Source organism: Oceanobacillus sp. FSL H7-0719 (assembly GCF_045040795.1).
In the GTDB taxonomy this organism is placed as follows: domain Bacteria; phylum Bacillota; class Bacilli; order Bacillales; family Amphibacillaceae; genus Oceanobacillus.
The window spans coordinates 20253-42140 of record NZ_CP150301.1; the positions used below are offsets into that span (position 1 = coordinate 20253).

Genomic DNA, 21888 nt, shown 5'->3' on the forward strand with positions numbered 1-21888 from the left:
AGAAATGAATTCAAATAAAATAGGAGGGATTTATATGTCTGTGCATCGTGATAAGTGGTGGTATTCTACTATTACGATTTGTATCGTCTCTATGTTTACTGTCTTTATAATTCCAGGAATCCTAGCAATTATATTGCTAGTTATTCAAATGAAAAAGAGAAAGGAATTTTATAATTTAATAAAAGAAGATGAATTATTGAATATGCCAATAAGAGAAAAAGATGAAAAATTGAGCAAGCAAATATCTGAATTGGAAAGAATAGACAAAGAGATTCAGGAAAATAATTCAATATTGGACGATAAAGAAAGCTTTATACAAGATATTAAAGATAAAGCTGAAGAAGCTTCAAAAAAAGAACGAGAAGAAATATTACAGAAAGTTAATAAGGAAGCAAAACAACTGACTGCAGATGCAAATGCAAATTTACAATCGGTCATAGAAAAAACGGTTGAATATACACAGAATATTGAAGGACTAACTGAAGAAAGGGATAAATTAATAAAAGAGGTAAACAGATATAAAAGCCAGGCAAGGAAGTTTAAATCTGAGGTTACTGGATTAAAGAATTTTGACGCCAGATTCCCTCATACAATTAATTTCGCAGGTCTTGAAAATCAGATAGAAAAGCTGAATGAGCAATTAACAGAAGATACTCTATTAGGAACGGTTATTAGACTTCACCTGCATTCAGACCATTCGAAGGAATTAAGGAAGCTATCTAAGGCAACGGAAAAGGAAATTAAAAATGTGCTTAGTAAATATGAGGATAGATATACGACAAAGGCCAATAGAACAATATATAATTTAATGATTATTGGGCTTCAGGCTGAAATGCAATTGTTATTATTCCAATTAAAATATAATAAAAAAGATGAAACACTTCAGTCAGTTAAAGATATTATTACAAAATATCTGGCAATCTCTGGTGGTGGAAATCAGAATATCCTGCCAACTATAACTAAGTTTTTGACAGAAATAGAGCCGCTGTATTTCGAATTAGTCGAAATTGAATATAAGTATTATGTATACAGAGAACGAGAAAAAGAAGAGCAGAAATTAATAAAAGAACAAATGAGGCAAGAAGCACAAGAAAGAAAACAACTTGTAACAGAACGTAAAAAGCTTGAGAAGGAAGAAGAGAAGTTCCAAGTAGAGATGAATAGAAATAAGCAGTTATTGGCAGAAGAAACAGATGAAGATAAAATCCGCCAATTAGAGGAACGTTTAAAAGAGCTTGAAGGCCAAATGAATAATATTGATGAGAAGAAAGAAGAGATCGCTAGTCTTACACTTGGTAAGGCTGGATATGTTTATGTGATTTCTAACTTAGGCTCCTTTGGCCAAGAAGTGTTTAAAATTGGAATGACGAGAAGAATAAACCCGCAGGATCGCGTTGATGAGCTAGGAGATGCTTCAGTTCCATTCAGATTTGACGTTCATGCAATGATTTTTAGTGATGATGCAGTAGGTTTAGAACGTGAACTGCATAACCAATTAAATGATCAAAGGGTCAATAAAGTAAATTACCGCAAAGAGTTCTTTAATATAGATATAGAGAATCTAAGAGATATAGTTGAAGACATAGACCCTACTGTTGAGTTTGTAACGACAATGCTGGCGTCAGAGTATAAACAGACTTTAGCTATGGAAGAGTCGGGTGTGGCGTGAATAACAAGGAAAAAAATTTTAAAACCAGGTATAGATCTGTCTGTCAGAGAGCATATAGTTGGTGATTGATCATGTGTACATGTCAGTTATTCAAACGGAAAAGGTGAAAATTTTATAGTTTTATAATAAACTGTTTGAAAATGGTTAAACAAATAATGTAAGGTACAGCCGGTTATCCCGTACTCAAAAACTGAATTTTATATCAAGTTTAAAAATGCAAAAACCTTTCTTTCCATTTAAAGGAAAGGAGGTGATGCCTTATGACAATATTGAATCAATTATGCTCATGCTTACATTTGGAGCACTCATTGTATCTATATTGTCAGAAAAGAGAAAACAACCACCCTGAAGCCTCGCAAGCAGAAGGGGAGTTATTTTTGACTCCAAGCGAGCAGCCCCTTTGAAGGGCTATTACACGCTTCGCCGCTTCATGTGTCCAGCATGGAGTGGCTTTCTTATATTATTATGAATCTCTACTTAAAGTATACTCTAATTTGATTTTAAAATAAACCACTAAAAATGTAACACTTAAGTTTAGCATAAGGGCGTCGTAATTTTATGAGTTTTTAAGTACAGTTATTTCCCCATATTTATCAAAGCACCAGGCATATCATGTTTGTCCGGCAATATTTTTACTGCAAACTTTTTCGTTCCAAAGGAATTAGTTAGTGTATGTTTGTGACTTTTCTTAAGGACAGAGGGACAGGTGGTCGGTCCGCTTATTGAAAAGGAAACTTGGATAAGCAACTTTTCCCTCCGTTCTTCTAAGGGAAAGGAATCGTCATCTGATTTGAATTGACAGTATAATAAAATAAATTTATACTATAATAAGAGTAAGGTGCTGAATAGCTGTAACTACTCAGCACCGACAACTACAAACCGCATAAAGAGCGGCTAACCAAGATTATGATGATCTACAAGAAGAAGTACTCGCTAACCTGGTTGGGGGCGGTTACTTCTTTTTGTATAGGAAAACGACAATAGAAATAATTAATGTTAGTATCGCTATTTGGATTAAGCTAAATTGCGCTACTAGATTTAATGCTTCATACGTCGTCATCCAACCACCTCCCTTCTATAGGAAGATGGTTAACCGCCCACTATACTTATGTAGTTGCTGTATAGATTATAGCATAGGACTAATTTGAATAATAGATTAAATGGAACGAATGTTTTCTTTTTGGTTAGAGAAAAGGTGTCAAATTTCAGTTGGCAAGAAGAGACTGTCACACATTTTCTATGCTGACCTGAACATCGTCTATATTCTAGCCACTGATTTATTTTCCACTTTTACTGAAACTCTCAAAACCCTTTGAAAATACCTGTTTGCTTCATCTATCTGTGCAATCAAGAAGGTCTAGTCATCATTCAAAGTCAGCAATCATCCGAATTTTGTCTGAGTTCTAGGTCCTTTATGAAAGGTGCCAGGCACAGTTCATTATTTAATCACTCAAAAGCCCCAAATGAACAATTACCTTTATACCTACCCACCAACCATTCCCTTCCCCACCACTCCCTAATTTAGTTTATAATAGAGAAAGACAATTACGAGATACATATTGTCATAGATCCAGAAAACAAAGCAGGTGAACACAATCAATATTATAGAAACACGAGTGCGTGGATTTATTACGGACATTCAACACCCGAAACAAAAAAAGAAAATCAATATCAATGACTTAGAACTCCAGCTTAGGAGACTATTAGATAATTATTTTGAAATGAATGGCTATCAACTGTTTTACGAAGCGATTGAAACAATGCAGGAGGAGGGCGTGCTTTCTCCGATACATAATAAACAACTTAATGGGAAGTCACCAGCTCTTTCACTGTATTACTGGGTAAATATGAAAGCTAAAGCATCGAAGTGGGACCGGCTGGAGATGATGCGGTTAAGTGACACGTTTTATTTTTCCTATTATGAAGCGCATCCGGAATACCAAACGAAAGAAGAGTGGGAACGGATTGTGAAATTATATACCTTCTTACAAACCGCAGACGTTCGAGAAGTGGTGTCCATGGAAGAAAGAAGCTTGGAGCTTTTTGGTCATGAAAAGTTTCTGCAAGATGCGAAGGAGTTTCCGGAGGGGAAAGGATTTTTAACTCGAATTGGGGTTTCAGAAGAAGCGTTAAAAATGGTAAAATACGGGGAGCCTTTTGTTTTTTGGTTGAAACAAGGAAAGGAATATGTAGATGTTCATCGGGTTCTCATTGTGGAAAATCTAGCATTCTTCCATACTGCGGTTAGACTATTGGAAGAAAACGTACTGGATTATGAGCCTGAACTGATTATTTATGGGGAAGGGACGAAAATTGAGCGCAGTTTTTCTTTTTTCTTTGAGATGTTTCCATCGAAGAATTATCTCTTTTATTACGCCGGTGACATCGATGCGGCAGGGTATGGAATTCTCATTCGGTTAATCGAGAAATTTCCTGATCTGACGATTCAGCCCGCATTGAAAATCTACCGGAAAATGCTAGCGTGTATCGAGCAACGCAATGACCAAAAGAGCGGTCAATCAGGGAATATAGCGTATCGTGATGCATTTTTCCAGTGGTTTACAGAGGAGGAGCAGCACATTTTACGTAAGCTTTGGGATGAGAAAAAACGCATTCCCCAAGAAGTATTAACAATCGAAACATGGAGGAACTTAATGTGAACGAATCATGGGAAGGCTTTGCAGAACGGATGCTCAGGCTCAATCCACTGTTTGAGTTGGGAAGAGGAATGGAAGTGGGTGAGTTAAAACCCTATCTTCAAACGATCCTCATGCAGGTGCTGCTCAGGGTCTTTTATCGTGAGTTAAATGATGATGAAGAGCGGCGGAAATCCGATATTAAATATATGGTGGAAGATACGATTAAACAAATGAAGCTGCTCGCAGATGAGAAGCAAATCGAACGAATTACGAGTGGGCTATTATATTCTGGGAAAGAAGAATACAGTCAGCCATTTGAAGCTTATTATTATGATGAAGCAAGACAAGCTTGGGAGACACAGGTTTTTCGTTATGTGACGATGGATGACTTGTATACGAATTTGGAAATGGGCCAGTCGATCGTCTATAAGCTAACAGATGTGGCACAAGAAATGATTTTTATGAGCAGGGAAATGGCAGAAGAATTCTCCATTACGATTGAACAACTCTATAGCATCCAGCTGATTAAAAACGGTAATTTTAAAAAAGCCACAAGAAACCTCGATCACCTCATTTCAAGGGTCAACCGCTTAATGGCGAAGGAATTTTCCTTCGGGCAGGAAATGATCAATAATCCCAAAATCCTCATCATCGAAGCTGAAAAGCAACGAGCTGATAATCGAATCGAAATTGAAAAGCAATTTGAAGAAGAAAAGAATCACTTCCGGACGATTAGGAGTATGATTGAACGAACTAAACGTCAAAATGCCGAGGATGATCAGATTCATCGGGAACTTGTTTTGCTTCAAGAAAAGATTGGTCATTCCCGCGGGCTGCATGACCGGTTTGCGAAGCTCGTGATACAAAATATCTCGTATGAAATGAAATTAAAGGTGGAAAATCCATCCCTATTTTGGGAAAACAGTTTGGTATCCTTCAGGGAGCATATTTACGAGGACTGGCTGATGAAAGAGGGAGTAGCGTCGTTTTCAACCGTTGAAACGATTCTTTCTCCATTATTTTCCCCTAAAAATGAATTCATTTTGCCATTAGATTGGATTTGGGGCGAGCAAGAATTCGATGGAAAAGAGGAAATTGAAATCGTGGAAGACGAGGAGGAGACAGAGCGCAGTCAACACGTGCGCATCACGAACTGGGATTCTGTCGTGAAAGCATGGAGCTATGTGTTCCAATATCTCCAAACGTATAAGGAGTTTTCTTTAGTCGACTTAAAGGAGCTGCCTTTAGAAGTGCAGGATTTGTGGTTTGAAGAATATGAAACCATTGATTTATGGATGATGTTTGATAAAAAGCCACTTCGGGTGCAAGTTCTCCATCGGAAAGAAGAGACATTGAGTGATGAACGGGAGATCCTGCTTTATAAACTAATGCAGGAATATCCGCAATTTCAAGTATTTGAAGGCGCCAAAATTTATACGGAGTTTGATCATCGCTCCGAGCTAATTACATGGTATGACATGAAAATAACTCCATTTAAAATCTGTATGGAGGAGGAAAGTCGATGAACGCAGAAACGATTAAAAAAGCATCCGCGATTTATTTTTCCCTATTAAAGGAAAGAGTCATCGATGAAACGAGCGAGCATTTCGAGAGCTATTTTGAACCGGAAGTGCGTCAAACGGTATTACTCTTGGCGGACGAATCAGGGACATATATTATTGAAGCACCGAAACGAATTCATTTAGTTGTGCAGCCAACAGGCTCTGTTTTTGCGACGAATTTTACACATATGCGGGATAAGCATAACCAAGTGGAAACGAAGAAACAGTTTCACCTCATGAGTGTGATCTTGATGTCCTTTTTAGCAAGTATGGATCAAAATCAGGTAGCTAAAATAAGGACGAAGCGGGAAGGAATCAGCTTTTACTCCCTCGAACGAAAAGTAGATGAACTGATTATGAATTGGGATCGTAGCTTAAAGAGTATGCCGAACTTCGGTGATGAGGAACGGATTGATATGAAGGAAGTCGTCACCATGTGGAAGTATATGGAGGTTGACCGGGCGGATGCCTCATTGAGAAAAGTAAATAAACGAACAAGAATCGGTCTCATTGCCAGCAGCATGAGGCTACTTGAAACAGAAGGGCTTGTCGTCATTCTCGACTGGGACGATATTCCAAAGGTCATACCGAAACAGGAATTATTTGAGCGAATTGAATACTTATATCATGACTATGAACGCTATGAATTTATGAAAAAATTAGTAAGCGAAGAGGAGGGTGAGCATGCCGAAGATACACAAGATTAGAATTGTTGGCCTTAAATACGATGGCATGCAGAAACAGTATAAAGATACGACATTCCATTTTCATAATGAGGAGACCTCTGTAAACGGTCTGATTTCGATGATGAATGGCGGAGGAAAAGGTGTATTCCTGCAAGCTATTTTCCAAATCGTGAAACCGGGCACAGCCTGGGGCAAGCAAAACAATCGGTATTATCAGCAGTTTTTCTTTAATCATAAAGAGCAGTTTATCCCGTATACCTTCCATGTTTCCATTCAATGGGAATTGGATGGTGCGGACCGTCATCTCATCACAGGTGGAATGTTTTCAGCAGGCCAGCGGATATCCATGAATGAGGAAACGGAAAGCAAAACACTGGAACAAGAAGCGAAAATTATTCCCAACATTACGTTTTACACAAGAGAGTTTGAGACAAAGGAAGAAGCAGACCTCGAGCATATTCCGCTTTATGAAGATGGCGAGGTTGCCGAAGATGAAAATTTGAAGGATTACTTGCGCTGGAATGGTTTTGATGTCTATAAGGATACGAAGAAGCATTATCGAATTCTCGATACGTACGCAATCAACCGAAAAGACTGGGATATTTTAAAAGAGATTAACAAAGACGAAGGTGGCGTAGGGAAATATTTCGAAGGAGCGGAAGACGATCATTCCCTTTTCCAAAAGCGGATTATTCCTACGATTAGTCAAGTTTTACATAAAACCGAACATCAAAAGAACGACTTAGTTGAAATTTTTAAAAGTCAGGCGAGTATCGCAAAAGATTTGCCCGTTCTCTTAAAACGGGAACAAGCCCATAAAGAATTTCTCGAAGATATTGTTCCGTTTGAAGAACATTTGGCTGCAGGTATCGAGCACAAGACAATCGTCGAGGATAGTGTGAAGGAAGGGAAGCAGCTCCTTGGTGCATTGGAGCATTTGAAAAAGCTGGAGGAAGAGAACTTACTAACGCTCGAGCGTGAGATGGAAAAATTACTGGAAAAAGAAGAAGATCTGCGCTATCAAAAAGACAATCTAATCTTTGCAGAAGCCCATCGTGAAGTATTAGATTGGGAAAAGAAATTAGACGAGGAACAGAAGAAACAGAAGGATTTACAAGAAGTGGTCAAAGAAAAACAAGAACGGAAAGACCAGCTAAGCTTTGACCTTTTATTAAAAGAGTGGAACGAGGTCGAACTAACGATTCAATCCCTTTCTCAGGCCATTGCGCGCTTAGAAGAAAACAGCGGGCTTCTTGAAGTCAATCAGAAAATGGATGAAATCAAGGAAGAGGCTGCAAAACAATGGGAAGTTTCCTCTGAAGCAATCCAGGCCAATGTGAAGCAGTATTTCGGTTATCAAAAGTATTTGAAAAAGCGAACCACAGAACTGGGAAGACTTGATAAACAAAAGACGAAGGAGATTGCGAGAATAAGTACAGAAATCGATCGTCTTTATCTCGATATGAGTTCCTTCGAGGCGAAAGAAACGGATGTAACGAAGGAATTTGGCAGCCGCATGACCTATGATTTACCGGGAGTCATTGAAAGCTTGACGAAACAAGTGGAAGATCGAACGAAACGTGTAGAAGAAATCGAGAACGGGCGTCAGGCAGCAAGCAATCGGCAAAATCAACTCGCAGCATCACACGGGACGTTAACTCAATCGATCACGTATTCTGAAGAGAGATGTGAAGAGTTGGAGCGTTCGAATGAAGAACAAAAAGCGAAAGAAGAAAAACTCGCTTCCAAGCTTCATGGACTGCTCGATTCCGTAACCGAACCGTTCACACATGCCGCTTTATCCAAATATGGCCTTGAGCTGGAAGAGTTATTAAAACAAAATCTAGTCCAAGTGGAAGGCACCAAAAAGGGATTATGGGAAACGCAGCTCGATGCGTCCTTAAATGATGAACAATTCTGGATTGCGAATAAAGATGTCAAAGAATTAAAGGAATGGATTGATGAGAAGACAGGAATCGATGTCTTCTATGGCAGTCAATTTCTTCAATCGCTAAGCCCAGAAGAATTAGCAAATCATTTAGTGAACTACCCGCTGCTTCCCTATGGTTTAGTCGTATATGGGCAACAATGGGAAAAAATCAATCAACAATTGCTTACCCAACGCTTATTCCATAGTCCCGTTCCGATTTTCTTACGGGAGGGAATGAAAGGTACTTCGGAGCAAGCTGCGTTGGTTGTCTTAAACGGTACGGAAAAAGAACTTTTAATCGATAAAAACCAATTTTCAAATTGGAAAATTCAAATCGAGAAAGCCATTGAAGAGAAAATCCATACACTCGATGAATTGGAAAAAACAGAAACGGCCTATCGACGGTTACTGAAGGAAATCGATCGCTTTGTATCAGGTGAGCTTTCCGTGACCATCGAAAAAGCATTAGACGCTGAAAAAAGTGCACTCCAGCTCAAGAAAACGGAATTACAAGAAATCATTACGAAGCAAGCGAATGAAAAGGAAATCCAATTGCAATTAAAAGAGGAGCTGGAAAAGACCGAGCAGAAACTAGAGGAGCTTACTTCAAATATTGCTAGATTAATCGAATTTCAAGAAGAGAAGAAGCTCTATGAAGAGAATAAACGGGTCAAACTCGAAAAGGAAAAACGGAAGAAAGCATTGACGAAAGAACAAGAAGAGGTAAGTCAAACCCATGAAGAATTCGCTGACTCAGCGAATAAATGGAATCACACGTACTTAGAGTGGAAACTGCAGATCGAGCATTCCATGAAAGAGATTGCCTTCTTTATTGAAGACGCCGCGTTTCCAAAGGAGGAAAAGGGGGAACTCACCGAGGAAGTACCCTCACTATCCGAACATATTTTAGAAGAGCTGCTGGGAAGTATCGAAGCGCTGCGAAATTTGCAAAAGTCGAAAGAAGAGCAAGCCCAAGAGTTACTCGTTAATCAAGCGAAAAAAGATAGTGAACAGAAGCAGCAAAAGAAGCTGGAGAGAAAACTAGCTGCGCAAAACGAGGACTGGAAGGATGCAACCGTCCCAGATGAACCGATTTCCATTATCGAGTCGATGCAGCAGAGCGCAAGTAAGGATCTAAGAGCTGCCGAAAAAGAAGAGCGCGCACAGGAAAAGGCAGTTACGGTTGCAGAAACATCGGTGGAGCATGCTGTCAAAGAGCGAACGAAAGCGGAGAAAAAGGTAGCCAAGCATGAGAAGGAAGTGACGGCTTGGGAAGATTTGGATTTAGAAGTAAAAGCGGTGGCGATTAAGGACCAAACGAAAAAGACAAAAGAGGAAATCAAGCAAACAGAAAAACGTCAAAAAGATGCGGAAGCAAATATAACGAGTTATGAAGGCGATATGCTGACACTCTCTGTTATTTTGAAAGAAGAATCGTCCGCCTTTACGGAAGAGGATATTGAAAAAATTAAGAGTCAAGGAAAAGCAAGTATCCTCTCCTGGTGTGATCACCATCAAGCTTTACAGGATAAAGGCCAAGAGAAGCATGCGAAGATTGATCAATCCCTAAGAAATTTAAAACTGACCATCGAAGGCAAAGACTGGGAGATTCGCTTTAAAAATGAAGTGTTAACGACATTGGATCACCTGGATACGAGACATTACGACCATGTCGGGAGCATCGTAAAAAATATGAAACGTTTCTCCCAAAGTGGATTGGAACAGTTGGAGCGGGATAAAGAAAGAGCGGAAAAAGCGCAGAACTTCTGGGCTAGCCGCGCCAGCATGAAAGTGATGAGTATTGCCGAAGCGATTCGCTCGATGATTGCGAAAATGAGACTGAAAAATGAACGAGGCACTTTCCCGCTTGTCCAGCTGAAAGAGGATATCTTACCGAAAAGATCAGAGGAAATTGAACCGCTGTTAAGTCAACATTTTGTTTCAGCAATTCAGCAAATTACGAAGCAATTTGACTTTATTGATGATCAAAACCGAACATTAGATAAAGAAATTAAAAGCCTTGTCAGTGATGAGAGAATTCTTTTTGTGGCGCTTAGGAATCGCTACCCGGAGCTGCTTGTCTATAATATGCGAACCGATAATGCCTTTATGTACGGCAAAGCCCAACGGGAGCATTATTCCACATGGCAAACGATCAATCAAGGTTCCAAAACCAAATCAGATGGAAGTGGTGGACAAAAATTATCCGCACGTATGGTCATGATGATGATGCTATTATCCGTGAAAAGTGAAACCGATCAAAGCTGGGTTCCATTAGTTGTCGATAATCCATTCGGTCAAGCAGCATCTGCCCATGTTTTAGATCCGATCTTCGCTGTAGCGGATAAACTAAGATTCCAATTCATTATCGTTACACCACCTGAATTGGTTAAAACAGAAATTAGTCAACGATTTGAAGCCTATTATAAACTGGACTTTATTCGTGAAAATGGAAAAGAGATTATCTCGGATACGATTGTACCGGCGATGCGGATACTTTAGGGGAGTTATTGGTGCCTGTCACTTTTCCATTTTGTCAAAGTGCTTGGTAGTAGAAAATTAAGGTTTTTCATTTAAAACAAAGTTCCCCCTCTGATCGTAAATATTTGTTGACGAACAGAGGGGGATTATTATTCTTTATCAAATGAAAGAGTTATTTAGTCAGCCTGCATCCCACCATCGACAGTATTGAGTAGCAGTCAACTGCTCTGTACCGACTACTACAAATTGCATAAAGAGCGGCTAATCAATATTAATTTACAAAAAGAAGTACTCGCTAACCATGTCGGACAGACGGTTACCTCTTATGTAGTTAGAGTCGCTATTATTAAGAAAAACAAATTATTCGTAAGCTTAGCATGGTTCTAGATACTTGTTTACTCACCAGTATTCTCCATATACTTTTCTTCAAGTATTTGTATCGCTTCATCGATATTCTTGTCATTCAATTCATACAATGATCCTTTTAGTTTCGTATATTCGTCCTCTATCCACGTATGATATTCCCCGTTTTTCTTCCGCAAATAGTCATGACTTTCTTCGGACATTAATTTCCTTGTTTGATACAAATACTGCAATGCGAAACCAACTTGTTGACCTTCGTCTACTCGTTTTCTATATTCTTGGGCATCAAATCCCCAAATGGCCTGCCAATTTTTAAGGCGGTCATGTTCTAATGAAGTATTTTTATGCCTTTTCCAGTCTTCCCATTTTTTGGCGATTTCTGCCGCTTGATCCAATTCTTTTTGGAGACTTTCCGCATTTTGAACATCTTGATATGTTCCTTCCGTCGCCTTAGCCACTTCTTTCAATTGTTTCTGTCCTTCATTATCGATATTGAAGCCGATGACGTTTACAATTGGGGTAATATTGGAATTGTAAAGGGACTTAGCTGCATCCACAGGGTCATCATCACATGTAGAAATTCCATCGCTTACAAGGTAGACGATATTCGTATTTTCTTCACCATTAAATTTCTCTAAATCCTTTTGGGCTTCATTCAAAGCAAGTTGAATTGGCGTCCAACCCGCTGGCTGCGTTTTATCTAAAGAAGTTTGAAATGCACTTTTGTCATAAGAGGCAAGCGGATAAACCAATTCACTGCTCGAACAAGATAAATCTTTATCCTCGCTGCTTCCAGTTCCTTTATGACCATAAATTCGCAGTCCGACATTTGCATCCTTTGGCAGTTCTTCCATAAAATTAGTGATAGCTGTCTTGGCAGCATCCATTTGCGTCTGTCCGTCAAGATACGCTCCCATACTTCCTGATGCATCAAGAAGTACAAGCACATTCAGATTTTCCTTGAATTGCTTACGCGGATCCTCCACATCTGGCTCACCGATTGACTGAAACTTTAACTGGGAAATGAGTTCTTCTGGACCTCTGAAATCTTGCTGGAAAATAGATAATAATTCATTATAATATGCATCCAATTGTTGCTGTGTTGGCTCGCCAGAAATATCGGGTAAATCTTTTGTTAATTCGTCCATTTCCTTCTGTTCATCGGGATTGAGAATACCAACATACTCAATTTTTCCAGGAGGGAGTGCAGCCAGCTCAGCTAGTGTTTGAGGTAGTGGGGCGACTACGATTTCTTCCTCTTCATCTTCTACATCTGAAATAGTCTCCTTCATTTGCTCATCGTCTTCTTCAATCGTATTGTCGCTAACATTTGACTGATCCGGAACATCAAGTTTTTTTTCATCAGCTGCTTGATCACTACAAGCAGTAAGCGCAAGTAAAATAAATATCCATAAGATCATGTTTCTAAATCTCATAAATTCCCTTTCCCCCATTTTCATAATTTTATATCCAGTGTACCACTTTACTGTCGAAAATGGTCGGGGATATAGAAATGGGAAGAAAGTCATGAAAGTTTATGTGGATTGCTTTCTCGAAGACTAAATGGCATTCGAAACATCGAACTTGTTGGGGAGTTCGTCTACAAATTGAAGGGGAGTATCAGTCAATTAATTTCTTCTTCTAACGGTAATGGATTCAGACTCGAATTCCCAGTGCCTGTCACTTCCCCCAATATTGTTAAAGCACCAACTAGACTTCCAGTAAATGTCTGAATATCAGGCCCTGAGACAGTAGATTCTCTTTTCCATGGCTTAGCCTGTAATGTCTTATGACAGTATTTGAACCGATGATTATAATGCTCACATTTGGAGCACTTATCTTCGTTGTATTCTCGGAAAAAAAGAAATAAGCATCCTTAATCCTAATAAGCAAAAGGATGGTTATCTTACAATAATAAGTACTCGCTAACCTGGTTGGGCGCGGTTACTTATTATTGTATAGGAAAACGACGATTGAAATAATTCAAGCTAGAGACGCTATTAGTAAAAAAACTGTTCTACTAGATTTAATATTTCATAGGTTGTCTTCCACATATTGTTTTTGTATAGTAGGCTTTAGATACAATTAATTTCACAAAAGCATCATCCTATGTTTATTATCATAGCTTTATAGTAAACTGTGGTTAACTTCATTATTTAACCATTGAAGTTTAGGAGGTTTCCTTTGAAAGAAATAGTTATTATATTAGCGGAAATTGTTAATAACATTCATGATCTATTAATCGATATGCTTGGTTTACACATGTCGGATAAGCAGCTGCATTTCTGGATAATTGGTATTATTGGTATGGTAACGTTCTTCATCGTGTATTTTTTCTTTAAACTCATTGAAAAAATGAAATGGAGTACGGCTATTACTTCCTTTATTTATACGTTTACAGTTATGGTTGTCCTCGTCTTTGCCATCGAGTTGCAGCAAGCAATTACGAACAGAGGAAATATGGAGTTTGCTGATGCAGTTATGGGATTATGGGGATTTATTGTGTTATTTCTGATTTATGCTGTATCAGCAGTGCTCATTTACTTCTTGTTTAAAGTTTTTAAAAAGAAAAAGTAAAAATGATGTTTTTTGAATTAATTCTCGAATATTATAAAGCTCCCTATTGCGTATTAGACACAATAGGGAGCTTTTATTTTCGTAAGGTTGTATTCAATTCAGTTTAAGGTTTAAATATACAATACTGAATGAGTAAAATAACACAGAGCCACTTTACTGATCAATTTTATCAATTAGAACACTTGGAATTGTAATCTCAGCACCCATCGTTGATGTAGAATTGGCTGCAAGGGACTATAAGACTCTACGCGTAAATAAAATTATCGAAAAAGATGTAAATGTTGATAATTACTTTGAGGATGCCACACGTTATATTTTTGAAAAAAAGTTTGGGTTAGATTTAATGGATATGGAGGGAACGAGACATCCTGACGGTAAAGTTCAATTCAATAAGCGGGAAGTTCTATTATGGGACAATAAAAGTACGGAAGAACCGTACACATTCTCTGAGAAAAATTTTAACCAATTCCTTAGATATATACGTTCTGAGAAAATGCGAGTAACACTATTCCTAATCATTGTCCACGATTATTCGAAGGAAGCCGTAGCTCAGGCGCAAAAATTAAAGGCATTTTCCGAAGAGGATACGGACGTTGCTTTAATCAAGGCATCAGATTTAGCGTATGTTGCAGAACAATGGAAAAATTATTCAGATCAAAAAAATCCAGTATTTAATTTGCAAGTGTTTAATGTGACAGGTGAATTAACTAGAAATTTACTATTAAGTAGAATGGAATGGGCGCTGAAAGGTACGTTTATGGTGTAACTCATGTAAAAGAGAATACAATTTATTATCAAGAATGAACGAGAGAACTGGCTCAACGACTTTAATGCAACCAACCCTAAATGGTAAGGGGGTTCTTCCAGCAAAGCAAATCTGCTTTGAGTGATAACATGAGTACAGCGCAAAGGTCCTTTATTGCATTCAATCTTCAATGAAGGGTCTTTCTCTTTGTTATCGTGAAGAGGAACAGCATTTTTGTGGTCCCTGTTGGTTGCGCCTCATTTATACTAGCAGGGCGAGTGAGTGACGGATGGGGACGGTTCTATTGTTTTAAGTACTGCTGAGAGGGATTGAAGGTGGGATCACGTGTGCTACCCCGATTATTTAAATCTGCACATCCATACAGGATTCGACAATTTCGAATTCTGCTTGGTATGTCTCGGCTATATTTCAACCTGCAATGCCACCAGCATAGGGAGTGTCGATACATAAAACATCTTGTCTGCTGACAAGTTAAATAGTCTATTATTTGAAATGAGCAAAAGCTGGCATTTTACTGACTAGAGGAGGTTAATCATCTTATATTTAAATCCGAAATTGCAAAACTGCATAAAAGTAAGCTAGGCGTAAAAAACATGGGGATGGTTTATATAATGCATAAAAATCGATTCTTTCACTTTGTACTACGCGTTATCGACTGGATTAGTGATCGAAGACAAGAGATATATTTTATTTTAATGGCTATAATAATACCTGGTGCTATTGGTTTCGGTATTTACATGTATATTTACTATACAAATAATCCAATGTTCAATAACTCTTCAAATAATTCTGAACATTTTGCTAGACCAATTTTTATTAGTATGCTTGCAACAACTATTATTATAATATTTGGTACCTTTTTTGCACACTTTATAACAATGTTACCCTTTAAACGGATTAAGCTATTTAAAATGGAAATGGAATTCGAATATCGTTCTACTAGAGAGAAAGAAGTAGCTAATCAATTTCTTTATACATCGACAATGTTACATAATCACACAGAAAATATTAGATATTTATTAGATAATGGCTTTTTTGAATTGAAAGAGGTATTGCAATTTCTTACTGACAGTTATAAAACCAACACGCTTGAGTATAGTAATGAATTAGCTCTAACCATTGATATTATAGAACCATCTGGATTAAGGGGGAGAGAAGAAAGGAAACTGTATAGGTCACTGAGTCAACAGGAAATTGTTAAATCGAAAACTACTTATATCAACCGGTTAATAAGAGGAGAAAATATTCTTGTCGGAATTGTTCCGGTGATAGATACAGATGAAGCTGTCGCAGTAGTACGTAGAGAATATGATCAACAATTTCATACTTATGACCAAGAAACCTTTGAGAACTTCTTGGTTATGCAATGATCTTATTTGATACGAATATCATGATTCAGCTATTAACGGAGAAAGATATACTGGATGCAGCTCGAAAATATTAAACGTTAGATTACAGATTTGAATTCGTGGTATAATTCTTATAAAAGGAGGAGTTTCTATGCGAGTAAAGGAAGAAGATAAAATTATTAGCGTAGATGAACAGAAGAAAATGTCTCCTCGTGAACGGAGAATTATACAAAGATATGGTATTAGAAAGCAGTCTGGTGAATTGAAAGGCAAGGCGAGATCCATCAATGAGTTATACAATCAAAGATATAAGAAAAAGTTCCGCTGATTAACTGTCAACGGAACTTTTTGTATGCTCCTTGGTTCGGGATAGAATGAAGAGAATGGACGAGCTACTCTTTCTCCCTTTTGAAAATGATAACCATTAAATAATTTATTTTTCTCGTTCACTGGCTGACGATGAAGGTAACGACTTACGATATATATCCTTTTATCATTCATCATCCGTATCCATCCTTATATTTAGAAGATGCAATTATCTTATGAAGGTATGTTGGTTATTATTCAAGATGATGCATGGAGAAGGTTCTCATTAGTGCAGTTCTCCACCATTCCCTACAAATCCGATTTCCCATACAGCTTAATTATTTCCGGATAATTTTTGTATTCTTTTTTTCCTAAATCTGTTAAATCATAAATCCCTCGATCAATCCGCTTAAACCATTTGTAGTAATTATTATACAAAATGCCATATGTTCGCTCGCCGGTATTCAACTTCTTTAACTCATTTGCCGACATTGGACCTAGATAATCCAGATAAAATGCGATTTGAATACTTGTTTCCTTATAAGCGGTTATCGTCGGTACCTGGCTACTTCCCCCAATATTAGAGTTACTTCTTCTCTCTCTAGCTTCTTTCATTAACTTATCTCGGCCCTTTTTACTTTGTTGCGTGCTTCGTTTACGATCAAACGGCCCGGGCTCATGTACAATTTGAATGCTTGGCTTTTTACCTTCAAATGAAACTAAAATCAACCCTAGTTCTAACCGCCGGACAAGATGGACTAGATCACGCCACTTGCGCCTTCGTAAACTCGTTTTTGGTCTTTGAATCGCAATGTAAACATCAGGTGTATATCTTTGTCGTTTTGCCGCTTGCATAAGCAACGTGATATTTAAGTTTAATTTTAGTTCAACAATAATTAATGTGTCGTCTTTAAATGCGACTATATCACAATCATTCACTTCAGCTTGAACCTCATATCCTTGTGAATGAAAATAATGTTGAATAGGTTCATATAAATCTGTTTCATAAATTTTAATTTCGCTCATGGAACACCAACTCAATTTTCTATAGTAACAACTGATAAAATAATTTTCTATTCGGCTTCCTTCTTCATTTTGTTTGTCTATTGTGTGCGCTTTCTATATTCTCCTGGTGCCACCCCGTACTTCTTCTTAAATACCTTATGAAAATAAGGGTAAGCACTAAAGCCAGAAGTTTCAGCGATATGTTCCAGTGTCAACGTCGTAAACTTCATCTGTTCAATAGCAATAGATAGGCGAATTTCCTGTGCATATCCTATCATGGTTTTACCGACGTTCTGTTTAAATAAATGCCCTGCCCTAGATATACTAAGACCAGCATATTCGGAAACTTCCCCGATTTTAATGCTAGTTGTCGCATGTTCTTCAATATACCTCATCATCCGTGTGACTGGATATGGATAATTAGAAGAGGTGGTGCCTTCTTTCACAGCTCGTTCTAATGTTAAGCAAAGTGATCTTAGTAAATAGTCGATAAGCTCTTCATTTTCTTTCGAGGTTGGGCGACGAGTTTCTACAATTATACCATTCCATAATGCGAGAATTCTTTCATTAAGGTCAATTCGTGAGACAGCTGGCTTAGTAGAACGTCTCCACCAGTTATCAATCCAACTCCCTTTACAGCCTATAAAATAATCTCCACTATTTTCGTTCTCTTTTATTAGTAATTCATAGTAATCTCCTGGTCGAATTAATAGTAGATTCCCCTTCTTTAGTTCGACTTTTTTGCCATTTACTATTGCCTCGCATTCACCATCTGTTTGCAGGCGAAAAAGATAGCCAGGAAATCCTGACTTATGTTGTGTGTGAAATCCTTGTGTATGATAAGAATATCCGCAAAAAAATATATTGGTTTTCATATATTCCTCCATTAAAAAATAGCAAAATAGTAGATGTTTTAATTATATCATTTATGTTCATATATAAGGCTATCATATATTATTTAGTTAAATAAGTAATAAAGGGGTGTGACTATGGCTCTAAAAGTGGGAGTAGTTGGTTGTGGCAACATAAGCGACATCTACTTAAAAAACAGCTCTGGCTTCAAAGAGTTTGAAATTGTTGCTTGTGCTGATTTAGAAATGGAGAAAGCAGTGAAGCTTTCGAAAACATATGGTATAGCTAAAGTATTGACGGTTGAAGAAATCACTTCTTCTGATGAGGCAGATATCATCTTAAATTTAACCATACCAAAATCTCATGCAAAGGTGTCCTTTCAAGCTATTGAAAAAGGGAAACATGTTTATTCTGAAAAGCCGTTTGCAATTTCGTTTGAAGATGGAAAGAGGGTTGTTCAAAAAGCTAAACAAAATAATGTAATCGTTTGCTCGGCACCAGATACTTTCTTAGGAGGAAGCATTCAACTTGCTGGTGAATTAATCGAGGATGGAGTAATCGGAAAACTGGTTGGTGCAACGGCATTGATGATGTCACGTGGCCCAGAATCATGGCATCCAAACCCTGAATTTTTCTATCAAAAGGGCGGTGGCCCAATGTATGATATGGGACCATATTATCTTACGGCACTTGTTAGTTTAATGGGCCCTGTTAGCCGTGTTGCCGGGTCTGCACATATCTCATTTCCAGAACGTACCATCACAAGTCCTGGGAAACACGGAGAAAAAATAACAGTCCAAGTTCCAACACATGTATCTGGATTATTAGATTTTCATAATGGAGCAACTGCTAGTATTACAACGAGTTTTGATGTATCAGCTACTCGTACTCCATTTATTGAAATATATGGAGAAAATGGCACGATCAGTTTGCCTGATCCGAATCAGTTCAATCAACCACTATTAGTAAAAAAATATGGAGAAGATACATGGAAGGAATGCCAGCCATCCGGAAAAGTGGATGTTAATATGCGTGGAATTGGTCTTGTAGATATGGCAGATGCCATAGAGAAAGGCAGAACAGCCCGTGCAGATGGCAGCAAGGCATTACATGTACTGGAAATCATGCATGGAATTCATCGCTCATCCGAAGAAGGAAAACATTACATTATGGAAAGTATGTGTAAAAAGCCACTATTATTAAAAGACAAATCTAATTTAAAAGCTTAACTAAAAAATGAATTAATTTAGAAGGAGTGTTCAAAAATGAATGCGATTCCAATAGGGTTACAGATGTTTACATTACATGAGGAAAGCAGCAAAGATTTTGTTGGTACATTGAAGAAAGTAGCAGAAATTGGTTATCAAGGTGTAGAATTTGCCGGGTACGGGGATTTAACAGCAAAAGAATTAAAGAAAGTGTTAGATGACCTTGAATTGAAAGCTGCATCCAGTCATGTCCCACTTACTACATTAGAGTTAGACTTAGAATTAGATCAAGTGATTGAATATCAACATGAAATTGGAAGTAAGCATCTCGTTTGCCCATTTCTGCTTCCAAATAGAAGAAGGGAACAAGATTACGATGACCTCATTCCAATCTTAAATCGTATAGGAAAAAAATGTTATGAAGAAGGAATTACTTTTGTTTACCATAACCATGATTTTGAATTAGTCCCATTAAGTAATGGAAAGAAACCGCTTGAATTATTGTTTGAAGAAACGAATCCAGAATGGGTGCAAACAGAACTTGATATTTACTGGTTAACCAGAGCCGGTGAAGACCCAGCAGAATGGGTGAAACGGTATAATAATCGTACTCCATTAATTCATTTAAAAGACATGACCACAGATGGAGAAAAGTTTTTTGCAGAACTAGGAACTGGTGGAGTAGATTTGGACGGGGTACTTCGTCAAGGAAGTGAGTCTAATACTAAATGGTGGATTGTGGAACAGGATCAAAGTAAACGTTCCCCATTTGAAAGCATACAAATCAGTTTTGATTATTTACAAGCAAAATTAGTTAATGAGTCAATTTCATAATTACCTATACCAGCCATGTCGCTACACCATATAGTTAAGAACGCTTCAACTTAACTATATGGTGTAGCGACATGGCGATAAATCCTTATTATGAAATTGATTAAATAAATAAAATTAATGGAGGTTATGGATAATGGGGAAATTAAAAGTTGGGGTTATAGGTTGTGGAAGTATTGCCCAAAAACGTCATTTAATAGAATATGATGCTAATGAGCATACAGAAATTGTGGCGGTATGTGATGTTGTAAAAAATCGTGCGAAAGAAATAGGCGAGAAATATCAAGCCCAGGCCTTTACGGATTATGAAGAACTATTGAAATTAGAAGAGATTGATGTGATCAGTGTTTGCCTGCCAAACTATCTTCATGCACCTGTTTCAGTTGCTTCACTAAAAGCTGGAAAGCATGTCCTTTGTGAAAAGCCAATGGCAACTACTGTAATGGAAGCGAATGAAATGATTCAAGCTGCTGAGGAAAGTGACAAAACACTAATGATTGGTCATAACCAGCGTTTTGTTTCTTCCCATCAAAAAGCAAAACAGTTAATCGACAGTGGGGAAGTAGGAAAAGTGTATAGCTTTAGAACGACATTTGGCCATGGAGGTCCAGAAGGCTGGAGTATTGATGGTAAGGAAAGCTGGTTCTTTAATGGGGAACAAGCGGTTATTGGCGCTTTGGGTGACCTTGGTGTCCATAAAGCAGATCTTATTCGTTATTTGCTTGGTGAAGTAAGTGAAGTTGGTGCCATGGTCGAAACAAGTGCGAAGGATCACAGTCAAGTAGATGATAATGCAGTAAGTATACTGAAAATGGAAAATGGTGCGATTGGTACATTAACAGCAAGCTGGTCCTATAAGATGAGTGGTGATAATTCTACTGTTATTTACGGAGAAAAAGCCATCCTTCGCTTAGAAGAAGACCCAGACTATTCTTTGATTGTACAGTACACAAATGGAGAAGTGGTGAAGTATGAATTGGACAAAATTCAGACCAATGAAGAGGCTGGACAAACTGACTCCCATGTCATTGATCATTTTGTGGATTGTATTTTGAATAATAAGCCACCATTAATTACGGGAGAAGAAGGAAAACGATCCTTAGAAGTGATTCTCGCTTCATTAGAATCGAAGGAGGAAAAGAGGATCATTAAGTTGTAGTTGAAGATGGTCCTTTTATGGATTGTTGTTTATAAGGCCTGCAGTTAAATAAAGCATAAAGGCTGCATATGTCAATTTCACGATATACAATAAAAATAATGAGTAAGGTAATAGTTAAAACTAACTTTCGGGTAATCTCAGTCGAGCAGAGGAAATGATTTTACAATATCTGGATGAAAAAGGTGAGTTTTTCAATGAAGCACCAATGGTATTTCGGATATTAGCCGATATTTATATCCAATTAGAAGATATAAAGAAGCACTTTATGTTTTGGAGAAAAGATTAGACTATGTCTGCTAATCCACAAGTTTATCGAGGGTTAGCAGACATAGCAGTTAATGTAAACGTGGATAAGGCTATTTTTTATGCGGAAAAGGCAGTGGAGGCTGCAGAGAAAGAGAGTTGGAACGTTGAAGAATATGAGCGTTGGCTCCAAGGCATTCGTGAAGGGAAGGGGAAAAACAGTTAAAATAAATAGGGACACGATAAGAATTATAGTAACAAT

General features: G+C 37.8%; 18 protein-coding genes. 14 read left to right on the forward strand and 4 right to left on the reverse strand.

Annotated elements, in window-relative coordinates:
• Positions 1 to 34 precede the first annotated feature (34 nt).
• Positions 35 to 1669 carry a GIY-YIG nuclease family protein gene (locus NST93_RS00100; RefSeq protein WP_405100010.1) on the forward strand — a complete coding sequence of 545 codons (1635 nt, stop codon included), beginning with the start codon at positions 35 to 37 and terminating at the stop codon, positions 1667 to 1669.
• Positions 1670 to 2621: 952 nt separating this feature from the next.
• On the opposite strand, the gene NST93_RS00105 is transcribed toward NST93_RS00100, so the two are convergent.
• Positions 2622 to 2729 (reverse strand): putative holin-like toxin, encoded by a 108-nt coding sequence (locus NST93_RS00105; RefSeq protein WP_405100012.1) that lies wholly within the window; start codon positions 2727 to 2729, stop codon positions 2622 to 2624.
• A 526-nt stretch (positions 2730 to 3255) separates the two neighbouring features.
• Here NST93_RS00105 and NST93_RS00110 point away from each other — a divergent pair.
• The 4 genes from NST93_RS00110 to NST93_RS00125 are packed head-to-tail and all read left to right on the forward strand — an operon-like array spanning position 3256 to position 10988.
• Positions 3256 to 4329 carry a Wadjet anti-phage system protein JetD domain-containing protein gene (locus NST93_RS00110; RefSeq protein WP_405100014.1) on the forward strand — a complete coding sequence of 358 codons (1074 nt, stop codon included), beginning with the start codon at positions 3256 to 3258 and terminating at the stop codon, positions 4327 to 4329.
• Entirely contained in the window at positions 4326 to 5834 is a 1509-nt protein-coding gene (locus NST93_RS00115) for a hypothetical protein (RefSeq protein ID WP_405100016.1), read from the forward strand. The genes NST93_RS00110 and NST93_RS00115 overlap by 4 nt, the downstream gene beginning before the upstream one ends.
• A complete protein-coding gene (locus tag NST93_RS00120) occupies positions 5831 to 6577 on the forward strand; it encodes a DUF6063 family protein (RefSeq protein WP_405100017.1) in 747 nt (248 codons plus the stop codon). Before NST93_RS00115 ends, NST93_RS00120 begins: the two co-directional genes overlap by 4 nt.
• Positions 6555 to 10988: a hypothetical protein gene (locus NST93_RS00125; RefSeq protein ID WP_405100019.1), complete on the forward strand. Its 4434-nt coding sequence runs from the start codon at positions 6555 to 6557 to the stop codon at positions 10986 to 10988. Before NST93_RS00120 ends, NST93_RS00125 begins: the two co-directional genes overlap by 23 nt.
• A 374-nt stretch (positions 10989 to 11362) precedes the next feature.
• Here the strand turns inward: NST93_RS00125 and NST93_RS00130 are convergent, their stop codons facing one another.
• Positions 11363 to 12766 carry a vWA domain-containing protein gene (locus NST93_RS00130; RefSeq protein WP_405100021.1) on the reverse strand — a complete coding sequence of 468 codons (1404 nt, stop codon included), beginning with the start codon at positions 12764 to 12766 and terminating at the stop codon, positions 11363 to 11365.
• A gap of 748 nt (positions 12767 to 13514) precedes the next feature.
• Between NST93_RS00130 and NST93_RS00135 the strand changes: the two genes are divergently transcribed.
• The 4 genes from NST93_RS00135 to NST93_RS00150 all read left to right on the forward strand — a co-directional run bounded on the left by NST93_RS00135 (position 13515) and on the right by NST93_RS00150 (position 16350).
• On the forward strand, positions 13515 to 13907 hold the full coding sequence (locus tag NST93_RS00135; protein WP_405100023.1) for a hypothetical protein: 393 nt from the start codon (positions 13515 to 13517) through the stop codon (positions 13905 to 13907).
• Between the two features lie 220 nt (positions 13908 to 14127).
• Positions 14128 to 14673: a hypothetical protein gene (locus NST93_RS00140; RefSeq protein ID WP_405100025.1), complete on the forward strand. Its 546-nt coding sequence runs from the start codon at positions 14128 to 14130 to the stop codon at positions 14671 to 14673.
• Positions 14674 to 15284: 611 nt separating this feature from the next.
• Positions 15285 to 16043: a hypothetical protein gene (locus NST93_RS00145; RefSeq protein ID WP_405100027.1), complete on the forward strand. Its 759-nt coding sequence runs from the start codon at positions 15285 to 15287 to the stop codon at positions 16041 to 16043.
• Between the two features lie 130 nt (positions 16044 to 16173).
• Entirely contained in the window at positions 16174 to 16350 is a 177-nt protein-coding gene (locus NST93_RS00150; RefSeq protein ID WP_405100029.1) for a hypothetical protein, read from the forward strand.
• 287 nt (positions 16351 to 16637) lie between these two features.
• Here NST93_RS00150 and NST93_RS00155 read toward each other — a convergent pair whose 3' ends face one another.
• Positions 16638 to 17354: a DUF2161 family putative PD-(D/E)XK-type phosphodiesterase gene (locus NST93_RS00155; RefSeq protein ID WP_405100031.1), complete on the reverse strand. Its 717-nt coding sequence runs from the start codon at positions 17352 to 17354 to the stop codon at positions 16638 to 16640.
• Between the two features lie 77 nt (positions 17355 to 17431).
• Entirely contained in the window at positions 17432 to 18208 is a 777-nt protein-coding gene (locus NST93_RS00160) for a helix-turn-helix domain-containing protein (RefSeq protein WP_405100033.1), read from the reverse strand.
• 114 nt (positions 18209 to 18322) lie between these two features.
• Between NST93_RS00160 and NST93_RS00165 the strand changes: the two genes are divergently transcribed.
• The 5 genes from NST93_RS00165 to NST93_RS00185 all read left to right on the forward strand — a co-directional run bounded on the left by NST93_RS00165 (position 18323) and on the right by NST93_RS00185 (position 21852).
• The gene (locus tag NST93_RS00165) at positions 18323 to 19414 is read left to right on the forward strand and encodes a Gfo/Idh/MocA family protein (protein ID WP_405100035.1); all 1092 of its coding nucleotides are present in this window, start codon (positions 18323 to 18325) and stop codon (positions 19412 to 19414) included.
• A 36-nt stretch (positions 19415 to 19450) separates the two neighbouring features.
• On the forward strand, positions 19451 to 20227 hold the full coding sequence (locus NST93_RS00170; protein ID WP_405100037.1) for a sugar phosphate isomerase/epimerase family protein: 777 nt from the start codon (positions 19451 to 19453) through the stop codon (positions 20225 to 20227).
• A 133-nt stretch (positions 20228 to 20360) separates the two neighbouring features.
• A complete protein-coding gene (locus NST93_RS00175; protein WP_405100039.1) occupies positions 20361 to 21383 on the forward strand; it encodes a Gfo/Idh/MocA family protein in 1023 nt (340 codons plus the stop codon).
• Between the two features lie 154 nt (positions 21384 to 21537).
• Complete coding sequence (locus NST93_RS00180; protein ID WP_405100041.1) at positions 21538 to 21669, forward strand: hypothetical protein; 132 nt, start codon at positions 21538 to 21540, stop codon at positions 21667 to 21669.
• 3 nt (positions 21670 to 21672) lie between these two features.
• Complete coding sequence (locus NST93_RS00185) at positions 21673 to 21852, forward strand: hypothetical protein (RefSeq protein WP_405100043.1); 180 nt, start codon at positions 21673 to 21675, stop codon at positions 21850 to 21852.
• Positions 21853 to 21888 lie beyond the last annotated feature (36 nt).

Excerpts from the sequence above, each read along its gene's own strand:
- NST93_RS00100 (WP_405100010.1), top strand. The coding sequence starts at position 35 with ATGTCTGTGCATCGTGATAAGTGGTGGTATTCTACTATTACGATTTGT.
- NST93_RS00105 (WP_405100012.1), bottom strand. The coding sequence starts at position 2,729 with ATGACGACGTATGAAGCATTAAATCTAGTAGCGCAATTTAGCTTAATC.
- NST93_RS00120 (WP_405100017.1), top strand. The coding sequence starts at position 5,831 with ATGAACGCAGAAACGATTAAAAAAGCATCCGCGATTTATTTTTCCCTA.
- NST93_RS00125 (WP_405100019.1), top strand. The coding sequence starts at position 6,555 with ATGCCGAAGATACACAAGATTAGAATTGTTGGCCTTAAATACGATGGC.
- NST93_RS00130 (WP_405100021.1), bottom strand. The coding sequence starts at position 12,766 with ATGAGATTTAGAAACATGATCTTATGGATATTTATTTTACTTGCGCTT.
- NST93_RS00145 (WP_405100027.1), top strand. The coding sequence starts at position 15,285 with ATGCATAAAAATCGATTCTTTCACTTTGTACTACGCGTTATCGACTGG.
- NST93_RS00150 (WP_405100029.1), top strand. The coding sequence starts at position 16,174 with ATGCGAGTAAAGGAAGAAGATAAAATTATTAGCGTAGATGAACAGAAG.
- NST93_RS00155 (WP_405100031.1), bottom strand. The coding sequence starts at position 17,354 with ATGAGCGAAATTAAAATTTATGAAACAGATTTATATGAACCTATTCAA.
- NST93_RS00160 (WP_405100033.1), bottom strand. The coding sequence starts at position 18,208 with ATGAAAACCAATATATTTTTTTGCGGATATTCTTATCATACACAAGGA.
- NST93_RS00165 (WP_405100035.1), top strand. The coding sequence starts at position 18,323 with ATGGCTCTAAAAGTGGGAGTAGTTGGTTGTGGCAACATAAGCGACATC.
- NST93_RS00170 (WP_405100037.1), top strand. The coding sequence starts at position 19,451 with ATGAATGCGATTCCAATAGGGTTACAGATGTTTACATTACATGAGGAA.
- NST93_RS00175 (WP_405100039.1), top strand. The coding sequence starts at position 20,361 with ATGGGGAAATTAAAAGTTGGGGTTATAGGTTGTGGAAGTATTGCCCAA.
- NST93_RS00180 (WP_405100041.1), top strand. The coding sequence starts at position 21,538 with ATGATTTTACAATATCTGGATGAAAAAGGTGAGTTTTTCAATGAAGCA.
- NST93_RS00185 (WP_405100043.1), top strand. The coding sequence starts at position 21,673 with ATGTCTGCTAATCCACAAGTTTATCGAGGGTTAGCAGACATAGCAGTT.